Source organism: Pseudomonas vancouverensis (assembly GCF_004348895.1).
Taxonomy (GTDB): domain Bacteria; phylum Pseudomonadota; class Gammaproteobacteria; order Pseudomonadales; family Pseudomonadaceae; genus Aquipseudomonas; species Aquipseudomonas vancouverensis.
Genome location: NZ_RRZK01000035.1, coordinates 111,472 through 129,573 on the forward strand (window position 1 = coordinate 111,472; position 18,102 = coordinate 129,573).

Consider the following 18,102-nt stretch of genomic DNA (forward strand, 5'->3'; position numbering starts at 1 on the left):
CCTTGTTATCGAGTCACAAACTGGATTTTTGAATGACCTGCAGGCTCATCTGCTCCAACAACTTGTTCATGTGAATGAACTGCGCGAAGCGTTTGTCCTGGGTCTGGCCATGGTAGAAGCGGTAGTAGATCTGCTGGACGATGCCGGCCAGGCGGAACAGGCCGTAGGTGTAGTAGAAGTCGAAATTGTCGATGCGAATGCCTGAACGTTCGGCGTAGTAATCGACGAACTGTTGGCGGGTGAGCATACCCGGGGCATGGCTCGGCTGGCGGCGCATCAGTTGCACGGGCGCCGGGTCATTGGCTTCGATCCAGTAGGCGAGGGTGTTGCCCAGGTCCATCAGCGGATCGCCGAGGGTGGTCAGTTCCCAGTCGAGCACGCCGATGATTTGCATCGGGTTGTGCGGGTCGAGGATCACGTTGTCGAAGCGATAGTCGTTGTGGACGATGCTGGAGGTCGGGTGATCGGCCGGCATCTTGTCGTTGAGCCAGGCCTTGACCGCTTCCCACTGAGGTGCGTCCGGGGTCAGGGCTTTTTCGTAGCGGTCGCTCCAGCCTTTGATCTGCCGCGCGACGTAACCTTCGGGTTTGCCCAGGTCACCCAGGCCATAGGCGTTGTAGTCGACCTGGTGCAGTTCGACGAACTTGTCGATGAAGCTTTTGCACAGGGCTTCGGTTTTCGTTGCGTCCAGGCCCAGTTCCGGCGGCAGGTCCGAACGCAGGATGATGCCGTTGACCCGTTCCATCACGTAGAACTCGGCGCCGATCACCGATTCGTCAGTGCAGTGCACGTAGGCTTTCGGGCAGTACGGGAAGCCGTCGCGCAGCTGATTGAGGATACGGAATTCACGGCCCATGTCATGGGCGGACTTGGCCTTGTGGCCGAAGGGCGGCCGTCGCAGGACGAACTCCTGTTCCGGGTATTCCAGCAAGTAGGTCAGGTTCGATGCCCCGCCCGGGAACTGGCTGATTTTTGGCAGACCACTGAGCCCCGGAATGTGGGCCTTGAGGTAAGGATCGATCAGGCTGGCATCGAGCTCTTCGCCGGTGCGGATACGGGTGGACTGGTCAGTAAGCGCCATGCTTATCCCTTCTGCTTATTCTGGAGGCCTGAAACTATTGGCTAATCTAATGCGCACTCCGCTCACCCACAACCGCGAACGGCTCTTATAGGCGAGCGTGTTGCCGGCCAATCATTGTTTTTGATACAGCTGTTTGAATTGCCTTCAACGTGCGGCCCGGCTCCTGGCGGGTGGCAAGTCGATCGGCGTCAAGACCGGCTGGTTGGAGAAAAATGCCGCGAGGTTTTTGCCCACCAGTTCGACGGTACCCTGGGTGGCTTCGGGTGAGAGCCCGGCAACGTGCGGGGTGAGGATGACGTTGCTCAGGCTTTTCAACGCTTGCGGCACTTGCGGTTCGGCATCGAAAACGTCCAGCGCCGCGCCGGCGATGCGCCGTTGTTCGAGGGCGGTGATCAGGTCGGCCGTGACCACCACGCTGGCCCGGGCAATGTTGACGATAAAACCCTTGGGGCCCAAGGCATCGAGCACCTGGCGATTGATCAGGTGTTTGGTGCCCAGGCCACCCGGGGTGGCGACGATCAGGAAGTCCGAGGCCCGCGCCAGTTCCGTTGGCGTGGAACAGAAGGTGTAGGGCACATCGCTTCGATGCTGGCGATTGTGATAGCACACGCTCATGTCGAAACCGGCGGCGGCGCGTTTGGCGATGGCCATGCCGACGGCGCCGAGGCCGAGGATGCCCAGGCGTTTGCCGGCGAGGGAAGGGCGCATGATTTTCGGCCACTCACCACGGCGCACGGCGGCATCGCAGCGCGGCACATCGCGCACCAGTGCCAGCAGCAATGCCATGGCGTGGTCGGCCACGGACGAGGCGTTGACCCCGGCGCCGTTGGTCACCGTGATGCCGCGATCGGCGGCGGCCTGCAGGTCGACGTGTTCATAACCGGCGCCGATCACGCAGATGATCTTGAGGTTGGGCAGGGCGGCGATTTCATCGGCATACAAGCCCAGCGGGCCACGGGTCAGCACGGCGTCAATCTGGCCGGCGTGCCGGGTGATGGCTTCGGCACGTTCGGCAGGCGTCGGCGCCAGAATCAGGTGAAAGCCCTGATGTTCGAGAATCGGCAGGTAGTCATTGATGGTTTCAACCAGTACCAGAACAGTTACAGGCATGCTTGGCTCCTGTGGGCAGCAGAATGTCGGTCTCGAACGTCCTATGAGATTGCTGGCTGCATGGGGATTTGGCAATGCCAAAGATCGCCATCAGCGGGCCGCGCCAACAAGTGTAGGAGCTGGCGCAACCGGCGATCTTTTTTCTGTGTGCCTGGGGGTTATTTGCGTGGGGCGGGGGGCTTCAGCAGCGCATCGCGTGCTGTCTCCAGCAGTTCATCGGACAACGGATCGCCGCGGGTCGCCCGGGCCAACATCAGCGCGCCAAACATCAGTGAGTACTGAACCAGCGCTTGCTGGCGGTTGGCAGCGGCATCGTCCGACTCCTGAAGCGAAGCCAACGAATCGAGCAAATTGTTCAGGCCATGCAGGTAGGTCTGGTGCAAGCCGCTGTCGGCGGCCTCGTGGCACATGTCCCCGGCAAAGGCTACCACCGGGCAACTTTCCCCCGGCTTGTCGCGGCTTTCGTTGGACAGGTACAGCTCAATCACGTCCCGGCGCGCGGCGGTTTTGTCTTCCCGGCCGGTAGCACGTTCCTGCCAGCGCTGTGCCGCCTGCTCGAATGCCCGGCCGCTGGCCTCCTGCGCCAGTGCTTCCTTGGACTCGAAGTGACCATAGAAACCGCCATGGGTCAAGCCGGCAGCCGCCATCACATCGACCACGCTGATGCCGTGCAAGCCACGCTCACGAAACAGCCGCGTGGCGGCATCGACGATGGTTTCGCGGTTGAGTTCGGCTTGTTTTCGGGAGACTCGGGGCATGGGCGGCTCGCAGGATCAGGGATGGAAGGTCAACTGGCGTACTGGGCAATACCGTTGCCGAAGGACCAGTTTTCCTTTTTGACTTCCACAAGGTTAATGAAAACGTCCTCCATGCGCACGCCCAGTTCCCCGTGCAAGCTCTCGGCGATGGTCTTGTAGAGCAGTTTTTTCTGCTCCAGGGTTCGTCCTTCGTTCAGGGTGATCTGGATGATCACCAGGTTGTCGGTGCGCTGGATGCCCAGGTATTCAGTGTCGAAAATGAAGTGCTGCTCATCGTGCTCGGCAAGGATCTGGAAGTTGTCATGTTCGGGCACGCCAATCGCGCTGTGCATGGCGGCGTAGATCAACTGGCCGACGCGCTTGGCGTGGGTGGGGTCCTGGTGTTTCTTGATGTCGACGCGAACCAGTGGCATGGGGCAGCTCCGGAAAGGATGGCAGGTGTATTCAAAATACATGATGCTAATCCTTTATCAAGGGCTTAACGATGAAAAAGCATCCCCGAAAGCGCAGCACGCCTTTTGTAGGAGCCGGCTCCCGCAGGTGACTTTCGTCCATCTGGAACCACCGTCCCTCACCTAAGTCTTTGCTTCTGCTCACTTATCCCCCAGAATGCCGCCCCTGTTTCGGCCAAGTCACTTTTTGTCGGGTACTCCGACGCGTCCTGGCCGAGTGGCAAGTGACCGGAATGTGGAGATCCCACCGGATGAATGATCAGGCCAATAGCGTCAACAAGCGCTATGTAGCAGCAACTCCAGCCACGCTTTCGAGCTGGAATCGCCAAGACACCACCTGGATGCTCGGGCTGTTTGGCACGGCGATTGGTGCCGGCACCCTGTTTTTGCCGATCAACGCAGGCCTTGGCGGTTTCTGGCCGCTATTGATCCTGGCGCTGCTCGCCTTCCCGATGACCTTCTATGCACACCGTGGCCTGACTCGCTTTGTGTTGTCCGGACGCGAAGGCGCGGACATTACCGAGGTGGTGGAAGAACATTTCGGCATCAAGGCCGGTGCGCTGATTACTCTGCTGTACTTTTTCGCGATTTTCCCGATCCTGCTGATCTACAGCGTGGCCCTGACCAACACGGTCGGCAGCTTCCTTGAGCATCAGTTGCACATCACGCCGCCGCCGCGTGCGCTGCTGTCGCTGGTGCTGATCCTCGGCCTGCTGGCGGTGGTGCGCTGCGGCGAGCAACTGATCGTCAAGGCCATGAGCCTGATGGTCTACCCGTTCATCGTCGCCTTGCTGTTTCTCGCGGTGTTCCTGATTCCCCACTGGAACGGCGGCATCCTCAGCACCGCCAGCACAGTGCCGGCGCCTTCGGCGCTACTGCACACGCTATGGCTGGCGATTCCGGTGATGGTCTTTTCGTTCAATCACTCGCCGATCATCTCGGCGTTCGCCGTGGACCAGAAGCGCCGTTACGGTGAACACGCCGAGGAGCGCAGCTCGCAGATCCTGTCCCGCGCGCACCTGTTGATGGTGGTGATGGTGCTGTTCTTCGTATTCAGCTGCGTATTGACCCTGTCGCCGGCACAACTGGCAGAAGCCAAGGCGCAAAACCTGTCGATCCTGTCGTACCTGGCCAACCACTTCAACAACCCGACCATCGCCTTCGCCGCGCCGTTGATTGCCTTCGTGGCGATTTCCAAGTCGTTCCTGGGCCATTACATCGGCGCCAGCGAAGGTCTCAAGGGCCTGATCATCAAGAGCGGCAAACGTCCGGCGGCCAAGACCCTGGACCGCATGACCGCGGCCTTCATGCTGGTGGTGTGCTGGATCGTCGCCACCCTGAACCCGAGCATCCTCGGCATGATCGAAACCCTCGGCGGCCCGGTCATCGCGGCGATCCTGTTCCTGATGCCGATGTATGCGATCCGCAAGGTCCCGGCGATGGCCCGTTATCGTGGTCAGGCCTCCAACGTCTTCGTGACGGCGGTGGGCCTGGTAGCGATTACTGCGTTGATCTACTCGCTGACCGCTTGATCCGCAGGCCTGCCTCGCGCAGTGCCGGATAGACAGCTACAGTGGCCGCTGTGCGTGATGCGCACAGCGGCTTTTTTTCGTCTGGAGACACAGGATTGTCGAGCGCCTCTTCCACAACCCCCACCGAGCAACCCAACCGCTGGCAGGACCTGCTGGCCGGGTTGTCGATAGCCGGCCTGTTGCTGCCTGAAGCGGTGGCTTATTCAAGCATTGCCGCGCTGGCGCCCCAGGCCGGGGTGATCGCGCTGTTTGCCGGTTTGCTGTGCTATGGGTTGCTGGGCACCAGTCGTTTCGCCATCGTCTCGGCGACTTCCTCTTCTGCCGCGGTACTGGCGGCGGCCACGGCGACCCTGGCCAATGGCGATCCGGCACTGCGCTCGACCCTGGCCATCGCCCTGGTGCTGGTCACGGGGGCGTTCTTTTTGCTGGCCGGGCTGTTCAAGCTCGGCAGCGTCACCTCCTTCATTGCCAAACCGGTATTGCGCGGGTTCGCCTTTGGCCTGGCGCTGACGATCATTCTCAAACAGGTCGCCAGCGTCGTCGGCGTGCACCTGACCGATGCCAACCTGGTGCGATTCCTGCCGCAACTGCTGGAACAGCTACCAAAATGGAACTGGGTGGCTGCAAGCGTGGCCGCCGTGGCCCTGGCGCTGCTCTGGCTGTTTGGCAAGTTTCGACGCCTGCCGGGCGGCTTGCTGGTGGTGGTGATCGGCATTGTGGCGGGGCAGTGGTTGAACCTGACCGCCCATGGCGTGCCGATGATCGGCGTGATCGGCGTGATCGACTTGAGCCTTGAAGTGCCCAGGCTGCCGGTGCTGCCCTTTGCCGATTGGTTGCGTCTGGGGGAATTGGGTTTTGCCATGGTGATGATCCTGTACGCCGAGTCTTATGGCTCGATCAGTGCCTACGCGCTGAAACACGGTGACAGGGTCACTTCCAACCGCGATCTGCTGGCCCTTGGCGCTTCCAACCTGCTCTCCGGCCTGTTCCATGGCATGCCGGCGGGGGCAGGGTATTCGGCGACATCGGCCAACGAAGCGGCCGGCGCCACCTCGCGTTTTGCCGGCATCGTGGCCGCGCTGGTGGTGTTGGTCATCGTCTTGACGGTGTTGCCCTACATCGCCCTGACCCCCGAGCCGATCCTAGCCGCCATCGTCATCCACGCTCTGGGCCGTGGCTTGAGCCTGCAACCGCTGGGACGTTACTTCATTTGGCGGCGTGATCGCCTGCTGGTGATTTGTGCGGTCGGTGCGGTCCTGCTGCTCGGTGTGCTGGACGGCCTGCTGGTGGCGGTGGCGATCAGTGTGTTGCTGATGCTCAAGCAGATGTCCTCGGCCGACATCCAGGTGCTCGGGCGCATCGATGGCGGGCACGATTTCGTCGATGTGAGGCGTCATCCTGCGGCGACAGCGGAACCGGGGGTCCTGATCGTGCGGCCGAGCGAGGCGCTGTTTTTTGCCAACGTCGAACGGATCCTCGGTGGCGCCTTGCGTCTGGTGCGACATTCACAGGTGCCAATCCATACGGTGATTCTCAGCCTCGAGGAGTCGCCTGATCTGGATGGCACCAGTATCGAGGCGTTGCAGGAGTTTTTCCTGCGGGTTCATCAGGAGGGCAAATTTCTGGTTCTGGCGCGTCTGAAAGATCACGCGCAAACCGTCTTGGCGGCGTTGCCAGAGGTGGAGGCCAACGGGGTGATTCTCAGTGGGTTGAGTGTGGACGGGGCCGTGCAGCAGGCCCGTAGCCTGACTGTGACCCAAGAGTGATTACCTGTGGCGAGGGAGCTTGCTCCCGCTGGGGCGCGTAGCGGCCCCTTTTCGATAACCCAACCTATCCATTGGAGTGCATTGGTCTATTTTAGGGCCGCTGCGCAGCCCGACGGAAGCAAGCTCCCTCGCCACAAAATCCGCGACTGATCTTTACGGGCATAAAAAAACGCCGCCCCTCGCGAGAGGGGCGGCGTTTTCTATTGCGTTGCTACGTTAGGCTTGAACGACCGGAATGTTGGCGTTCGCAGCAGCTTCACGGAACTCGGCGATCTGGTCGAAGGACAGGTAGCGGTAAACGTCGGCCGCCATGCTGTCGATCTTGCCAGCGTATTCCATGTACTCCTCGACGGTCGGCAGGCGACCCAGGATGGAAGCCACGGACGCAAGCTCAGCCGAAGCCAGGTAGACGTTCGCGCCGTCACCCAGACGGTTCGGGAAGTTACGGGTCGAAGTCGACACCACAGTCGAGTTCGGCTCTACACGTGCCTGGTTACCCATGCACAGCGAGCAGCCCGGCATTTCCATGCGCGCGCCAGCCTTGCCGTAGATGCCGTAGTAGCCTTCTTCGGTCAGTTGGTGAGCGTCCATCTTGGTCGGCGGCGACAGCCACAGACGAGTTGGCAGCTGACCCTTGACCTGTTCCAGCAACTTGCCGGCAGCGCGGAAGTGACCGATGTTGGTCATGCACGAACCGATGAACACTTCGTCGATCTTCTCGCCAGCAACGCTGGAGAGCAGGCGAGCGTCGTCCGGGTCGTTTGGAGCGCAGAGCACAGGCTCCTTGATCTCGGCCAGGTCGATCTCGATGATTTCGGCGTATTCGGCGTCCTTGTCCGCTTCCATCAGCTCAGGGTTGGCCAGCCAGGCTTCCATCGCTTGAGCGCGACGTTCCAGCGTACGAGCATCGCCGTAGCCTTCGCCGATCATCCAGCGCAGCAGGGTGATGTTCGATTGCAGGTATTCGGCGATCGACTCTTTGGACAGCTGGATGGTGCAACCGGCAGCCGAACGTTCGGCCGAGGCGTCGGACAGTTCGAACGCTTGCTCGACGGTCAGCTTAGGCAGACCTTCGATTTCCAGGATGCGGCCGGAGAAGGCGTTTTTCTTGCCTTTCTTCTCTACGGTCAACAGGCCTTTCTGGATCGCGTAGTAAGGAATGGCGTGAACCAGGTCACGCAGGGTGACGCCTGGTTGCAGCTCGCCCTTGAAGCGAACCAGAACCGACTCAGGCATGTCCAGCGGCATGACGCCGGTGGCTGCGGCGAACGCTACCAGGCCGGAACCGGCCGGGAACGAGATGCCGATCGGGAAACGGGTGTGGGAGTCACCACCGGTACCAACGGTGTCTGGCAGCAGCATGCGGTTCAGCCACGAGTGGATGATGCCGTCGCCCGGACGCAGCGAAACGCCACCACGGGTCATGATGAAGTCAGGCAGGGTGTGGTGGGTGGTCACGTCGATCGGCTTCGGATAAGCCGCGGTGTGGCAGAAGGACTGCATTACCAGGTCGGTCGAGAAGCCCAGGCACGCCAGGTCTTTCAGTTCGTCACGGGTCATTGGACCGGTGGTGTCCTGAGAACCTACGGTGGTCATCTTCGGTTCGCAGTAGGTGCCCGGACGAACGCCGGTCACGCCGCAAGCCTTGCCGACCATTTTCTGCGCCAGGGTGAAGCCCTTGGTGCTTTCAGCCGGTGCTTCCGGCTTCTTGAACAGGGTCGAAGGTGGCAGGCCCAGCTCGGTACGAGCCTTCTCGGTCAGGCCACGGCCGATGATCAGCGGGATACGGCCGCCGGCGCGCACTTCGTCCAACAGGACCGGGGTCTTCATTTCGAAGGTGGTCAGGACTTCGTCGGTGCCGTGCTTGCAGACTTTGCCAGCATGCGGGTACAGGTCGATCACGTCGCCCATGTGCATGTTGGAAACGTCGAATTCGATTGGCAGTGCGCCAGCATCTTCCATGGTGTTGTAGAAGATCGGAGCGATCTTGCTGCCGAAGCAGAAACCGCCGGCACGCTTGTTCGGCACGTAAGGCACGTCGTCGCCGAAGAACCACAGTACGGAGTTGGTTGCCGATTTACGCGACGAACCGGTACCGACCACGTCACCGACGTAGGCGATTGGGAAACCGGCGTTGCGCATTTCTTCGATCTGCTTCATCGGACCGGTGACGCCTTGTGCGTCAGGCACGATGCCGTCGCGAGCCATTTTCAGCATGGCCAGGGCGTGCAGCGGGATGTCCGGGCGGGACCAGGCATCCGGAGCAGGGGACAGGTCGTCGGTGTTGGTCTCGCCAGTCACCTTGAAAACGCGCAGGCTGATCTTGTCGGCCAGCACCGGACGCTTGACGAACCACTCGCCGTCAGCCCAGGACTGCAGAACGCCTTTGGCGTGAACGTTGCCGTTCTTGGCTTTTTCAGCGACGTCGTGGAACGCATCGAACATCAGCAGGGTGTGCTTGAGTTCTTCGGCAGCTACTGGCGCCAGTTCGGCGTCGTCCAGCAGGTTGACCAGGGTCACGATGTTGTAGCCGCCCTGCATGGTGCCGAGCAGTTCAACCGCGCGCTTCTTGTCGATCAGAGGGGAGGTGGCTTCGCCTTTGGCGATGGCGGACAGGAAGCCGGCCTTTACATAGGCTGCTTCGTCCACTCCTGGCGGAACGCGATTGGTGATCAGGTCAACGAGGAATGCTTCTTCGCCAGCCGGGGGATTTTTCAGCAGCTCGACCAGGCCTGCAGTTTGTTCGGCGTTAAGCGGCTGGGGAACGATACCCAGTGCTGCACGCTCTTCGATATGTTTGCGGTAGGCTTCAAGCACAGTTATTACCCTCATCAGTGGTCCCAAATGGGTGTCCGGGACGCTCATCCCGAAATTGCCGTACTCATGCGCTGCATGGCGTTGTGAGCCACTTAGCCAGAATTACCGACAATTCCTTACAGAAGCTGCTTTCAAAGTTTTACGCCTGCAGAACGGGAGCTGATGAGGGTTGGCGCTGGACTTTTCCCCGCTGGAAAAACCCGACGCCAACACCGCTCTGAAGGAACGACTGTGCTCGTGACGCTTTGAAAACAGCTTCTAACGGACATTGGCGCCTAAAAAGGCAGGCTGATTCTACGGCAAAAAAAAAATTAAGGTAAGTCAGGTCCTATAGGACTTTGGTGGCGAATCCAAACCCTCGAACTTTGCAGGGTGATCAATGGCTGACAAAGGGCTAACATGCCGGCCTGTTCTGCTTTTCCGATTTTTCTACTTATGCCCAATCAGACCATCAAGACACCCTGCGTCGGCCTCTGCTCCACTGTTTACGGTGATCTGGTGTGCCGTGGCTGCAAGCGCTTCCACCACGAGGTGATCCACTGGAACGGTTATAACGAGGAAGAAAAGCGCGCGGTCTGGTTGCGACTGGAGCAATTGCTGTCACAAGTGATGGCCGCCAAGGTGGAGATTTTCGATCCGACGATGCTGCGCATGCAGCTGGAACAGCGCAAGATCCGCTTCGTGCCGCACCAGTCGCAATACTGCTGGGCTTACCAGCTGATCGCCCGGGGCGCGCGGGTGATCAATAATCTGGAAGCCTACGGGATGGTCTTGCTGCCGGAGTTCCGCGACTGGAACCTGCCGGAACTGCGGGATGCGATCGACCGGGAGTTTTTCCTGCTGTCCGAAGCCCATTACCAGCGCTACATCGCGCCGGGGTTTCTCAAGGATGGCCTCGGCGACGGACCTTGAATGCATTGCTGGCAAGCCTGCTCTCACTAAGGCAGTGAAAAACATGTGGGAGCGGGCTTGCCAGCGATGGCGATTTGACCGGTGCCGCCAATCTCAAGGCTTGTTAGCCAATTCCTCCAGATGATCCTCCACCTCGGCGGGCTTGAGCACCAGCACATCGCTTTCCACAGCATCGAGCACCACCTCGGCGGTGTTACCGATCAGCGCCCCCGACAGCCCGGTACGCGCCACTGTGCCGATCACCAGCACCGCCGCTTGCAGTTTGTGCACCATGAACGGAATCAGCACATCCGCCGGCCCTTCCTCGATATGCAAATGTTCATCGTCTATGTCGAACTCGGCCTGGAACGTCCGGCATTGTTCGCGATAACGCGCTTCGATGGTTTCCTTGAGCTGGAAAGTCGGGTCAGCGGAGGACAGCATTGGCGAGGGGTGGGCGCTGATCACATGCAGGTGCGCCTTGGCCAGGCTGGCGATGTCATAACCGTGGTCGATGATTAGAACGTGCAGATGGCGGTGTTCAAGATCGGAATTGCCGACGTCCACTGCCGCAAGAATCACCTTGTCCTTCCAGGAACCGGCGGTTTTCACCAGCAACACCGGCGATGGGCAATGGCGCAGCAGTTTCCAGTCCTCCGGCGTCAGCAGGGCTTTTTTCAGCGAGCTGTCGGGCAGGTGTTGCTTGACCACCAGTCCGCAACCTTCGGCCTGTTGCACATCGATAATGGTTTTGTGCAGGCTGTCGTTCCACGCCTGTTCGGTGGTGACGCTGTACCCGTCCTCGAGCAAGGCGGCCTTGAGCACACTCAGCATGGCGCTGCGATCATGCCGGGGATCGCACACCAGCAGGTGCAGGTGCGCCTGGGTCACGCCAGCAATCAGCTTCGCCCGTTTGAGCGCCAGGCTTTCCGTGTGTTCGGGTTCGATGACCACCAGAATGCTGCGAATGGCTTGCATGATCGGGATCTCCTGAAAATGAAAAGGCACGGCGTTGCACAACTATAGTTGCTGCCCGGCGTTCGGCGACTTGATGCATATCAACGGATGGTGACTGGTGGTCTTCGGGCAGGCCGGTATAATCGGCGCCCTTCGTTTCGAACCTTTTTCCGTGAGCCCCATGATCCTTCCCGACATTCACGAGTTCCTTGGCTGCCGCACCCCCGATGGCTGGGTTCAAGCCGCACTGGCCGATCAGGAAACCTTGCTGATCGACCACAAGAACTGCGAATTCAAAGCCGCCAGCACCGCCTTGAGCCTGATCGCCAAGTACCACTCCCATGTCGACCTGATCAACATGATGTCGCGCCTGGCCCGCGAAGAACTGGTGCACCACGAGCAGGTCATGCGCCTGATGAAGCGGCGCAAGATCGAGCTGCGCCAGCTGTCCGCCGGGCGCTACGCCTCGGGATTGCGCAAAGTGGTGCGCAGCCACGAGCCGGTGAAGCTGGTCGACACCCTGGTGGTCGGCGCGTTCATCGAGGCGCGCAGTTGCGAACGTTTCGAGGCGCTGGTGCCGCACCTGGACGAAGAGCTGGGCAAGTTTTATTTCGGACTGCTGAAGAGTGAAGCCCGGCATTTCCAGGGTTACCTGAAACTCGCCTACCAGTACGGCGACGCCAAGGACATCGCCCAGGTGATCGACAAGGTTCGCGCAGCCGAGCAGGAGCTGATCGAGTCCCCGGACGTGGAGTTCCGCTTTCACAGCGGCGTACCTGCGGCGGCCTGAGTTCCGCCGGATTCTTTGCAACGCTTTGTTAAAAACTCTTAAGAGTATGAAAGATCACTGAAAACCGGCCCTTGAGGCCGGTTTTTGCCCTATAGCCTCTGCGTCCGCCGAGCGAATGCCGCCATAATGGCGCCCACTTCAGTCAACGGTTGGCAGATGGTCGTTATGGATAACCTGGGTTTTGGCAAAGTATTGCTGGTGGAAGATGACGAGAAGCTGTCAGGGCTGATCGCGCATTTCCTGTCCCAACATGGCTTCGAGGTACGCCAGGTCTACCGCGGCGATCTGGCGTTCGCCACCTTCCTCGAGTTCAAGCCGAAAGTCGTGGTGCTCGACCTGATGCTCCCGGGCCAGAGCGGCTTGCAGGTGTGCCGGGAAATTCGCAGCGTCTCCGACACGCCGATTGTCATCCTGACCGCCAAGGAAGACGACCTCGATCACATCCTGGGCCTGGAGTCCGGCGCCGATGACTATGTGATCAAACCGATCAAACCACCGGTGCTGCTCGCACGTCTGCGTGCCTTGCAACGGCGCCAGGCGCCGGACCCTGCCGTGTGCAGCGCGCTGGAGTTCGGCCAGTTGAGCATCGACCGCAGTTGCCGCGAAGTTCGCCTGGCGGGCGAGGGCATCGAACTGACCACCATGGAGTTCGAGTTGCTGTGGTTGCTGGCCAGTGCCGCCGGCAAGATCCTTTCTCGCGATGACATCCTCAATCGTATGCGCGGTATTGCCTTCGACGGGCTCAACCGTAGTGTCGATGTCTACATCAGCAAGCTGCGCGGCAAGTTGAAGGACAACCCTCGGGAGCCGGTGTGCATCAAGACCATCTGGGGCAAGGGTTATCTGTTCAATCCGTTCGCGTGGGAGCTGTAGATGCTGCGCTTATTCCTTGGCTTGTATCTGGTGGCAGCCGTCGGGCTGGTGGCAGCGTTACAAGCGGTTGAGCATACCTTCAACGCTTTGCTCGAAGGCCAGATGCAGGCGTACAACCGCGAAGCGGTGCGCGGCCAGGCGTGGACGCTGGTGGAGCAACTGCGCGGGCTCGAAGGTCCGCAGCGTGAACAGCACCTGGAAGAGTTGCGCCCACATTACGGGCTGGGCCTGAGCCTGGTTCAAGCTGATCAACTGGCCCTCGACGAGCACGAAAAAGCCCTGTTGGCCGACGGTTTGCTGGTGATCCGTGAGAAGTACACCCAGTTCATCGCCTCGATCGATGGCGGCCCGCAATTGCTCAGTATCAAGTTGCCGGCCGAGCCGAGCCTGATGCCGTTCTACATCACAGCGGCTTACCTGATGCTGGCGGTGCTGGTCGGCATCGTCCTGTATGTCTGGGTCCGGCCGCACTGGCGCGACCTGGAAAAACTGCGCCTGGCAGCCGAGCGCTTCGGTGACAACGACCTGTCGGCGCGCATCCAGATGTCGAAACGTTCGAACATTCGCGACCTTGCCGAACACTTCAACCTGATGGCGGCGCGCATCGAGGGGCTGATCGCCAATCAACGCGAACTGACCAATGCGGTGTCCCATGAGCTACGCACACCCATCGCCCGATTGTCGTTCGAACTCGACCAGCTCAGGCAGCAAACCGACCCCGGCCAGAACCGTGAGCTGATCGCCGACATGTACGCCGACCTGGGGGAGCTGGAGGACATGGTCTCGGAACTGTTGACCTACGCCAGCCTCGAGCGCGGTGCATCTGTGATTTCCCGGGAGAACATTCAGGCCAGCAGCTGGCTCGACAGCGTGGTTGGCAGCGTGTCGCTGGAAGCCGAGGCGGCCGGGGTGCAGTTGTTGATCGGTGCGTGCCAGGTGGATGAGGTGCGCATCGAACCGCGCTTCATGGCCCGCGCCGTGATCAACCTGCTGCGCAATGCCATTCGTTATGCCGAGCAGCGCGTTGAAGTGTCCCTGGTGCGCATCGGCGATCACTACGAAGTGCGGGTCAATGATGACGGCCCGGGGGTACCGCTGAGTGGACGGGAGAAAATCTTCGAGCCCTTTGCGCGCCTGGATGCCAGCCGTGACCGGCGTACGGGCGGATTCGGTTTGGGGCTGGCGTTGGTACGTCGGGTGTCGCAATCCCATGGCGGGTCAGTGGAAGTGGCGGACTCGCCCTGGGGCGGGGCGTCGTTCCGGATGACCTGGGCGCATGCGGACTAGACACTGTGGGAGCGAGCTTGTCTCCGGGCGGCGATCCGACGATGAGGCCATTGAAGTCACTGCATCGTTGACTGCCAAGTCGCCATCGCGAGCAGGCTCGCTCCCACAGTTGTCGAAAGCCTTACTACCCCATCAATCACCACCGACCGCCACCACCTTCCTGCGATCCTCGCGAACATCACTGGCCCCTACATGAACGTCCAGTCCGAACTCCTCTTCATCAAACGCCAAATCGTTCAGGACAATCCGCTTGGGGCTGACTGTTTCATCCTCGTGCACTGTCAGTGAGTCCTGCTCGACGCTGTTCGAAGGGAACACGCTTGCCGCTCCGTCGTAAGGACTGAAACGCCATTGTTCGGCGCTCAAATGACCGGCGGGTATGAGCAGGCAAAGGAAGATCAGTGGTGCGTGGATCGAACGAAGCATGAGGAACACCCCGGGAATCTGAATGTTGCGATGCTAGGGCGTGACGGGTGGCCAGTCTTCGACAGTTTTGTCGGGAAACTGTCAAAAACTGTCAAGCCGGGTGCACGCGCAACGGGATCCGTTCATCAACGGCTCAACCCGAGTCGCTCATGCCACTGGGCTATGGACTCTTTGGGATAGACCTCGAACTGTTGATCACCTGGCTTGACCTGGACTTCCACCCAAGAAGCCTTGGAGCCGAGCATCAGGTGCGTATGCTCAGGCGGCACCGGTAATGGCGTGTCGATCGCCGAGGCAAACGGATGTATCAGCTCGGGCCACTCCGGGCTGAACAGCCACAAACCCGAACCACACACTGAACAGAAATGCCGCTCGGCCGTGCTGCTGTGGGCACGTTTGTCGCCCGGCTCCTTAAGGCGTGCATGGTAGATCGCAATGTGTTTGCGCCCCTGCACCTTCAGGCTGTTGGCATCGCCGCTGAGGTTGATCGCATAACCGCCACCACCCTGGGTCTTGCGGCAAATCGAGCAGTAACAACGTTGGTAAGGGTAGGGGTGGGCGCTGCTCAGGCTGAACGACACGGCGCCGCAATGGCAGGAACCTTCGAGATGCATGAGAGCCTCCGGCTGTCTTGTCTGTACCCAAGACAGCCTAGACCCTGCGCGTTACTCGACCGGCACGAGGATCGCGTCACCCGTCGCCACCAGCTTCAGCTGATCGCCGCTGTGCGCAAACAACTCGGCGCGGGCGAATACCTGTTTCTTCCCGGCTTTCACCACGCGCCCCTTGGCGATGAACACTTCACCGACCGCGGGTGCCAGGCAGTTGACCGAAAAGTGCGACGCCAACACGTTGCCCGCCACTGTGCCCGCGGCAAAACCACAGGCGGTATCGAGCAACGCGCCAATCATGCCGGCATGCAGGAAACCGGCGTACTGCGCCATGTCGGCTTCGCGAAATGCCAGGGTCAGTTCGGCGACGCCGCTGTCGGCGTGGGTGACTTCGAAGCCGGCCCAGCGGTTGAAGGCTGAGGTCGAATTGATCTTTTTGAGTGTGTCGAGCATGGCGAATCCCTCCGTTTTGAGAGACCAACATGCGCCCGGCTGCGTTGGCCGTCATCATTCATTCAATTCCCTGATGTGCAACAGCAGGAGCGGTGAATGAACAAGTGCCTTTTGGCCTGAGTTCAGCCAACTGGACGTCTGCCGCCCGTCGCGTCAGCATGGCAGCCTTGAAACCGGGACATGACCTGATGCGACGACTACCTTCCCTGGCAGCCCTCAGAACTTTCGAATGTGCCGCCCGCCATGCCCATTTTGGCCGGGCGGCCGCCGAGTTGTGCGTGACCGACAGCGCCGTCAGCCACCAGATCCGTCAGCTTGAAGAGCAGCTCGGTGTGTCGCTGTTCGTCCGCGAAGGTCGGCAGATACGTCCGACCCTCGCCGCTGGGCGCCTGATGCAAAGCCTGCAACAGGCCTTCGAACTGATTGGCGATGCCTGCGATGAATTGCGCGATCCGTCTTCGCTGGCGGTGTTGCGCCTGGCGGTCACTGCGGAGCTGGCGCAGAAGTGGTTGATGAGCCGCCTCACCGATTTCTATGCGCGTTATCCGCACATCACCTTGCACCTGTACGAGCAACCCATCGACGCCACGGCGCCGGGGGAAGACATCGACCTGGCGATCACCTATGGCACCGGCCCCGTGGACAGCACGGCGTATTTCGTGCGGCCATTGCCGGCGTTGCAGTTTTTCCCGGTGTGCAGTCCCGGCCTGTTCAACCTGGGCACGCTGAAAACGCCACGGGATCTGGCGCGGCATTGCCTGCTGCACGACGATCAGGACGGCAAGACCTGGACCGCATGGCTCACCAGCCACGCCGGCGACCTGCGCCCGGACCGCCAGTTGTACTTCGCCCACGCCGGGTTGGCACTGGAAGCCGCCGCGCAAGGGCAGGGCGTGGCCATGGGTGACAATCTCACTGCCCAGGAAGACTTGCTCAACGGGCGTCTGGTGCGGCCGTTCACCTCCAGCATGACCGCGCTTGGCCAATACGCGCTGGTGTGTGAGCGGGTGCGGCTGGAGCGTCCGGCGGTGGCGCAAATGCTCGAGTGGTTCAACGATCAGCTGATCGATTGATGAGTTGAATTCAACTATTCCGAAATAATCATCGTTGGCGAGCCGGTCGCCAACGCCCTTAGCCTGTGGTCATTCCCATCCCCGATAATGAGGTTTGACCATGGCGCGTTTACTCGACACCACCCCGAAACAGGACGGTTTCCGTCTGCCCGGCGAATTCGAAAACAAGTCCGGTTGCTGGCTCGGCTGGCCGGAGCGCACCGACGTGTGGCGCAACGGCGCCAAGCCAGCGCAAAAAGTCTGGGTGCAGATCGTCACCGCCATCTCAATGAGCGAACCGGTCACGGTCTGCGCCTCGGCCAGCCAGTTCGCCACCGCGCGCCGTCAGTTGCCGCCGCAAGTGCGGGTGGTGGAAATGACCTGCAACGACACCTGGTTCCGCGACAGCGGTCCGTGCTTTGTGGTCAACGATGCCAGCGGTGAAGTGCGCGGCGTCGACTTTGAGTTCAACGCCTACGGTGGCCTCGATGGCGGTTTGTATTATCCATGGGACAAGGACGACCAGATCGCCAGCAAGATCCTCGAAATCGAGCGTTTCGACCGCTACCGTGCCCCCTTGATTGCTGAACTGGGCGGCATCCAGAGTGATGGTCAGGGCAGCATCCTCACCACCGAACAGTGCCTGCTCAATCGCAACCGCAACCAGCACCTGGGCAGGGACGAAGTGACCCGACGCCTGACCGATTACCTCGGTGCCGAGCAGGTCATCTGGTTGCCCCGGGGCTGCAAGTTCGACGAAACCGATGGCCATGTCGACGACCTGGCGTGCTTCGTGCGCCCGGGCGAAGTGGTGCTGCAATGGACCGACAATCGCGACGACCCGCAATGGGAAATCTACCAGGAAGCCTATGACATCCTGCGCAGCACCCGCGACAGCCGTGGTCGCGAGTTGATCGTGCACAAACTGCCGCAACCGGACGTACTCGAATGGACCGCTGAAGAAGCCGAAGGCCTCGACCAGCAGGACAGTACCCACACCCGTCAAGCCGGGACAAAGATTTGCGCGTCGTACATCAACTACTACGCGGGCAACAGCTCGATCGTGGTGCCGCTGTTCGGCGACCGTAACGATCAGGTGGCACTGGCGACCCTGGCCGAGCTGTTCCCGCAGCACAAGATTGTCGGCATCGAAAACTCCCGGGAAATCCTCCTCGGCGGCGGCAACGTTGCGTGCATCACCATGCCTCAATACGCAGGCTTTGCCCCTCAGACAAAAGGAGCGTGA

17 protein-coding genes are annotated in these 18,102 nt (G+C 60.6%); 8 read left to right on the forward strand and 9 right to left on the reverse strand.

The annotated features are described in order from the left end of the window. Window positions 1-13: 13 nt before the first annotated feature. The 4 genes from EIY72_RS27210 to EIY72_RS27225 all read right to left on the reverse strand — a co-directional run bounded on the left by EIY72_RS27210 (window position 14) and on the right by EIY72_RS27225 (window position 3,362). Window positions 14-1,081 (reverse strand): phosphotransferase family protein, encoded by a 1,068-nt coding sequence (locus EIY72_RS27210; RefSeq protein ID WP_093222180.1) that lies wholly within the window; start codon window positions 1,079-1,081, stop codon window positions 14-16. Window positions 1,082-1,225: 144 nt separating this feature from the next. Then, the gene (locus EIY72_RS27215; RefSeq protein ID WP_093222175.1) at window positions 1,226-2,191 is read right to left on the reverse strand and encodes a 2-hydroxyacid dehydrogenase; all 966 of its coding nucleotides are present in this window, start codon (window positions 2,189-2,191) and stop codon (window positions 1,226-1,228) included. Window positions 2,192-2,349: 158 nt separating this feature from the next. Beyond that, window positions 2,350-2,949, reverse strand: coding sequence for a TetR/AcrR family transcriptional regulator (locus EIY72_RS27220; protein WP_093222171.1), 600 nt, complete (start codon window positions 2,947-2,949; stop codon window positions 2,350-2,352). 29 nt (window positions 2,950-2,978) lie between these two features. Continuing rightward, window positions 2,979-3,362, reverse strand: a complete 384-nt coding sequence (locus tag EIY72_RS27225; protein ID WP_093222168.1) for a tautomerase family protein — start codon at window positions 3,360-3,362, stop codon at window positions 2,979-2,981. Between the two features lie 290 nt (window positions 3,363-3,652). Here EIY72_RS27225 and EIY72_RS27230 point away from each other — a divergent pair, with 290 nt between their 5' ends. Continuing rightward, a complete protein-coding gene (locus EIY72_RS27230) occupies window positions 3,653-4,933 on the forward strand; it encodes a serine/threonine transporter (protein ID WP_093222164.1) in 1,281 nt (426 codons plus the stop codon). 95 nt (window positions 4,934-5,028) lie between these two features. Next, complete coding sequence (locus tag EIY72_RS27235) at window positions 5,029-6,699, forward strand: SulP family inorganic anion transporter (protein WP_093222159.1); 1,671 nt, start codon at window positions 5,029-5,031, stop codon at window positions 6,697-6,699. Window positions 6,700-6,915: 216 nt separating this feature from the next. Here EIY72_RS27235 and acnB read toward each other — a convergent pair whose 3' ends face one another. Further along, window positions 6,916-9,516 (reverse strand): bifunctional aconitate hydratase 2/2-methylisocitrate dehydratase, encoded by a 2,601-nt coding sequence (gene acnB, locus EIY72_RS27240; RefSeq protein ID WP_093222156.1) that lies wholly within the window; start codon window positions 9,514-9,516, stop codon window positions 6,916-6,918. A gap of 435 nt (window positions 9,517-9,951) precedes the next feature. Between acnB and EIY72_RS27245 the strand changes: the two genes are divergently transcribed. Then, entirely contained in the window at window positions 9,952-10,428 is a 477-nt protein-coding gene (locus tag EIY72_RS27245; RefSeq protein WP_093222153.1) for a DUF1289 domain-containing protein, read from the forward strand. A gap of 93 nt (window positions 10,429-10,521) precedes the next feature. On the opposite strand, the gene EIY72_RS27250 is transcribed toward EIY72_RS27245, so the two are convergent. Further along, window positions 10,522-11,385 (reverse strand): universal stress protein, encoded by an 864-nt coding sequence (locus EIY72_RS27250; RefSeq protein WP_093222150.1) that lies wholly within the window; start codon window positions 11,383-11,385, stop codon window positions 10,522-10,524. A 160-nt stretch (window positions 11,386-11,545) separates the two neighbouring features. Between EIY72_RS27250 and EIY72_RS27255 the strand changes: the two genes are divergently transcribed. The 3 genes from EIY72_RS27255 (at window position 11,546) to EIY72_RS27265 (ending at window position 14,314) form a co-directional block, all read left to right on the forward strand. After that, the gene (locus EIY72_RS27255) at window positions 11,546-12,154 is read left to right on the forward strand and encodes a MiaE family protein (RefSeq protein ID WP_093230569.1); all 609 of its coding nucleotides are present in this window, start codon (window positions 11,546-11,548) and stop codon (window positions 12,152-12,154) included. 165 nt (window positions 12,155-12,319) lie between these two features. Beyond that, entirely contained in the window at window positions 12,320-13,027 is a 708-nt protein-coding gene (locus tag EIY72_RS27260) for a winged helix-turn-helix domain-containing protein (RefSeq protein WP_093222146.1), read from the forward strand. After that, entirely contained in the window at window positions 13,028-14,314 is a 1,287-nt protein-coding gene (locus EIY72_RS27265) for an ATP-binding protein (protein ID WP_093222141.1), read from the forward strand. A gap of 132 nt (window positions 14,315-14,446) precedes the next feature. Here EIY72_RS27265 and EIY72_RS27270 read toward each other — a convergent pair whose 3' ends face one another. The 3 genes from EIY72_RS27270 to EIY72_RS27280 all read right to left on the reverse strand — a co-directional run bounded on the left by EIY72_RS27270 (window position 14,447) and on the right by EIY72_RS27280 (window position 15,804). After that, window positions 14,447-14,740 (reverse strand): hypothetical protein, encoded by a 294-nt coding sequence (locus tag EIY72_RS27270; RefSeq protein WP_093222135.1) that lies wholly within the window; start codon window positions 14,738-14,740, stop codon window positions 14,447-14,449. A 125-nt stretch (window positions 14,741-14,865) separates the two neighbouring features. Then, the gene (locus EIY72_RS27275; protein WP_093222132.1) at window positions 14,866-15,354 is read right to left on the reverse strand and encodes a GFA family protein; all 489 of its coding nucleotides are present in this window, start codon (window positions 15,352-15,354) and stop codon (window positions 14,866-14,868) included. A 51-nt stretch (window positions 15,355-15,405) separates the two neighbouring features. Further along, window positions 15,406-15,804, reverse strand: coding sequence for a PaaI family thioesterase (locus EIY72_RS27280; RefSeq protein WP_093222127.1), 399 nt, complete (start codon window positions 15,802-15,804; stop codon window positions 15,406-15,408). Between the two features lie 188 nt (window positions 15,805-15,992). Here EIY72_RS27280 and EIY72_RS27285 point away from each other — a divergent pair, with 188 nt between their 5' ends. Next, window positions 15,993-16,877 (forward strand): LysR substrate-binding domain-containing protein, encoded by an 885-nt coding sequence (locus EIY72_RS27285; protein WP_093230567.1) that lies wholly within the window; start codon window positions 15,993-15,995, stop codon window positions 16,875-16,877. A gap of 100 nt (window positions 16,878-16,977) precedes the next feature. Beyond that, window positions 16,978-18,102, forward strand: coding sequence for an agmatine deiminase (gene aguA, locus EIY72_RS27290; protein WP_093222122.1), 1,125 nt, complete (start codon window positions 16,978-16,980; stop codon window positions 18,100-18,102).

Bases quoted from the DNA above. Each gene is read 5' to 3' on its own strand.
- EIY72_RS27210 (WP_093222180.1), bottom strand. From the start codon at position 1,081: ATGGCGCTTACTGACCAGTCCACCCGTATCCGCACCGGCGAAGAGCTC.
- EIY72_RS27265 (WP_093222141.1), top strand. From the start codon at position 13,028: ATGCTGCGCTTATTCCTTGGCTTGTATCTGGTGGCAGCCGTCGGGCTG.
- EIY72_RS27230 (WP_093222164.1), top strand. From the start codon at position 3,653: ATGAATGATCAGGCCAATAGCGTCAACAAGCGCTATGTAGCAGCAACT.
- EIY72_RS27270 (WP_093222135.1), bottom strand. From the start codon at position 14,740: ATGCTTCGTTCGATCCACGCACCACTGATCTTCCTTTGCCTGCTCATA.
- EIY72_RS27225 (WP_093222168.1), bottom strand. From the start codon at position 3,362: ATGCCACTGGTTCGCGTCGACATCAAGAAACACCAGGACCCCACCCAC.
- EIY72_RS27280 (WP_093222127.1), bottom strand. From the start codon at position 15,804: ATGCTCGACACACTCAAAAAGATCAATTCGACCTCAGCCTTCAACCGC.
- EIY72_RS27255 (WP_093230569.1), top strand. From the start codon at position 11,546: ATGATCCTTCCCGACATTCACGAGTTCCTTGGCTGCCGCACCCCCGAT.
- aguA (WP_093222122.1), top strand. From the start codon at position 16,978: ATGGCGCGTTTACTCGACACCACCCCGAAACAGGACGGTTTCCGTCTG.
- EIY72_RS27285 (WP_093230567.1), top strand. From the start codon at position 15,993: ATGCGACGACTACCTTCCCTGGCAGCCCTCAGAACTTTCGAATGTGCC.
- EIY72_RS27245 (WP_093222153.1), top strand. From the start codon at position 9,952: ATGCCCAATCAGACCATCAAGACACCCTGCGTCGGCCTCTGCTCCACT.
- EIY72_RS27215 (WP_093222175.1), bottom strand. From the start codon at position 2,191: ATGCCTGTAACTGTTCTGGTACTGGTTGAAACCATCAATGACTACCTG.
- EIY72_RS27220 (WP_093222171.1), bottom strand. From the start codon at position 2,949: ATGCCCCGAGTCTCCCGAAAACAAGCCGAACTCAACCGCGAAACCATC.
- EIY72_RS27275 (WP_093222132.1), bottom strand. From the start codon at position 15,354: ATGCATCTCGAAGGTTCCTGCCATTGCGGCGCCGTGTCGTTCAGCCTG.
- EIY72_RS27260 (WP_093222146.1), top strand. From the start codon at position 12,320: ATGGATAACCTGGGTTTTGGCAAAGTATTGCTGGTGGAAGATGACGAG.
- EIY72_RS27250 (WP_093222150.1), bottom strand. From the start codon at position 11,385: ATGCAAGCCATTCGCAGCATTCTGGTGGTCATCGAACCCGAACACACG.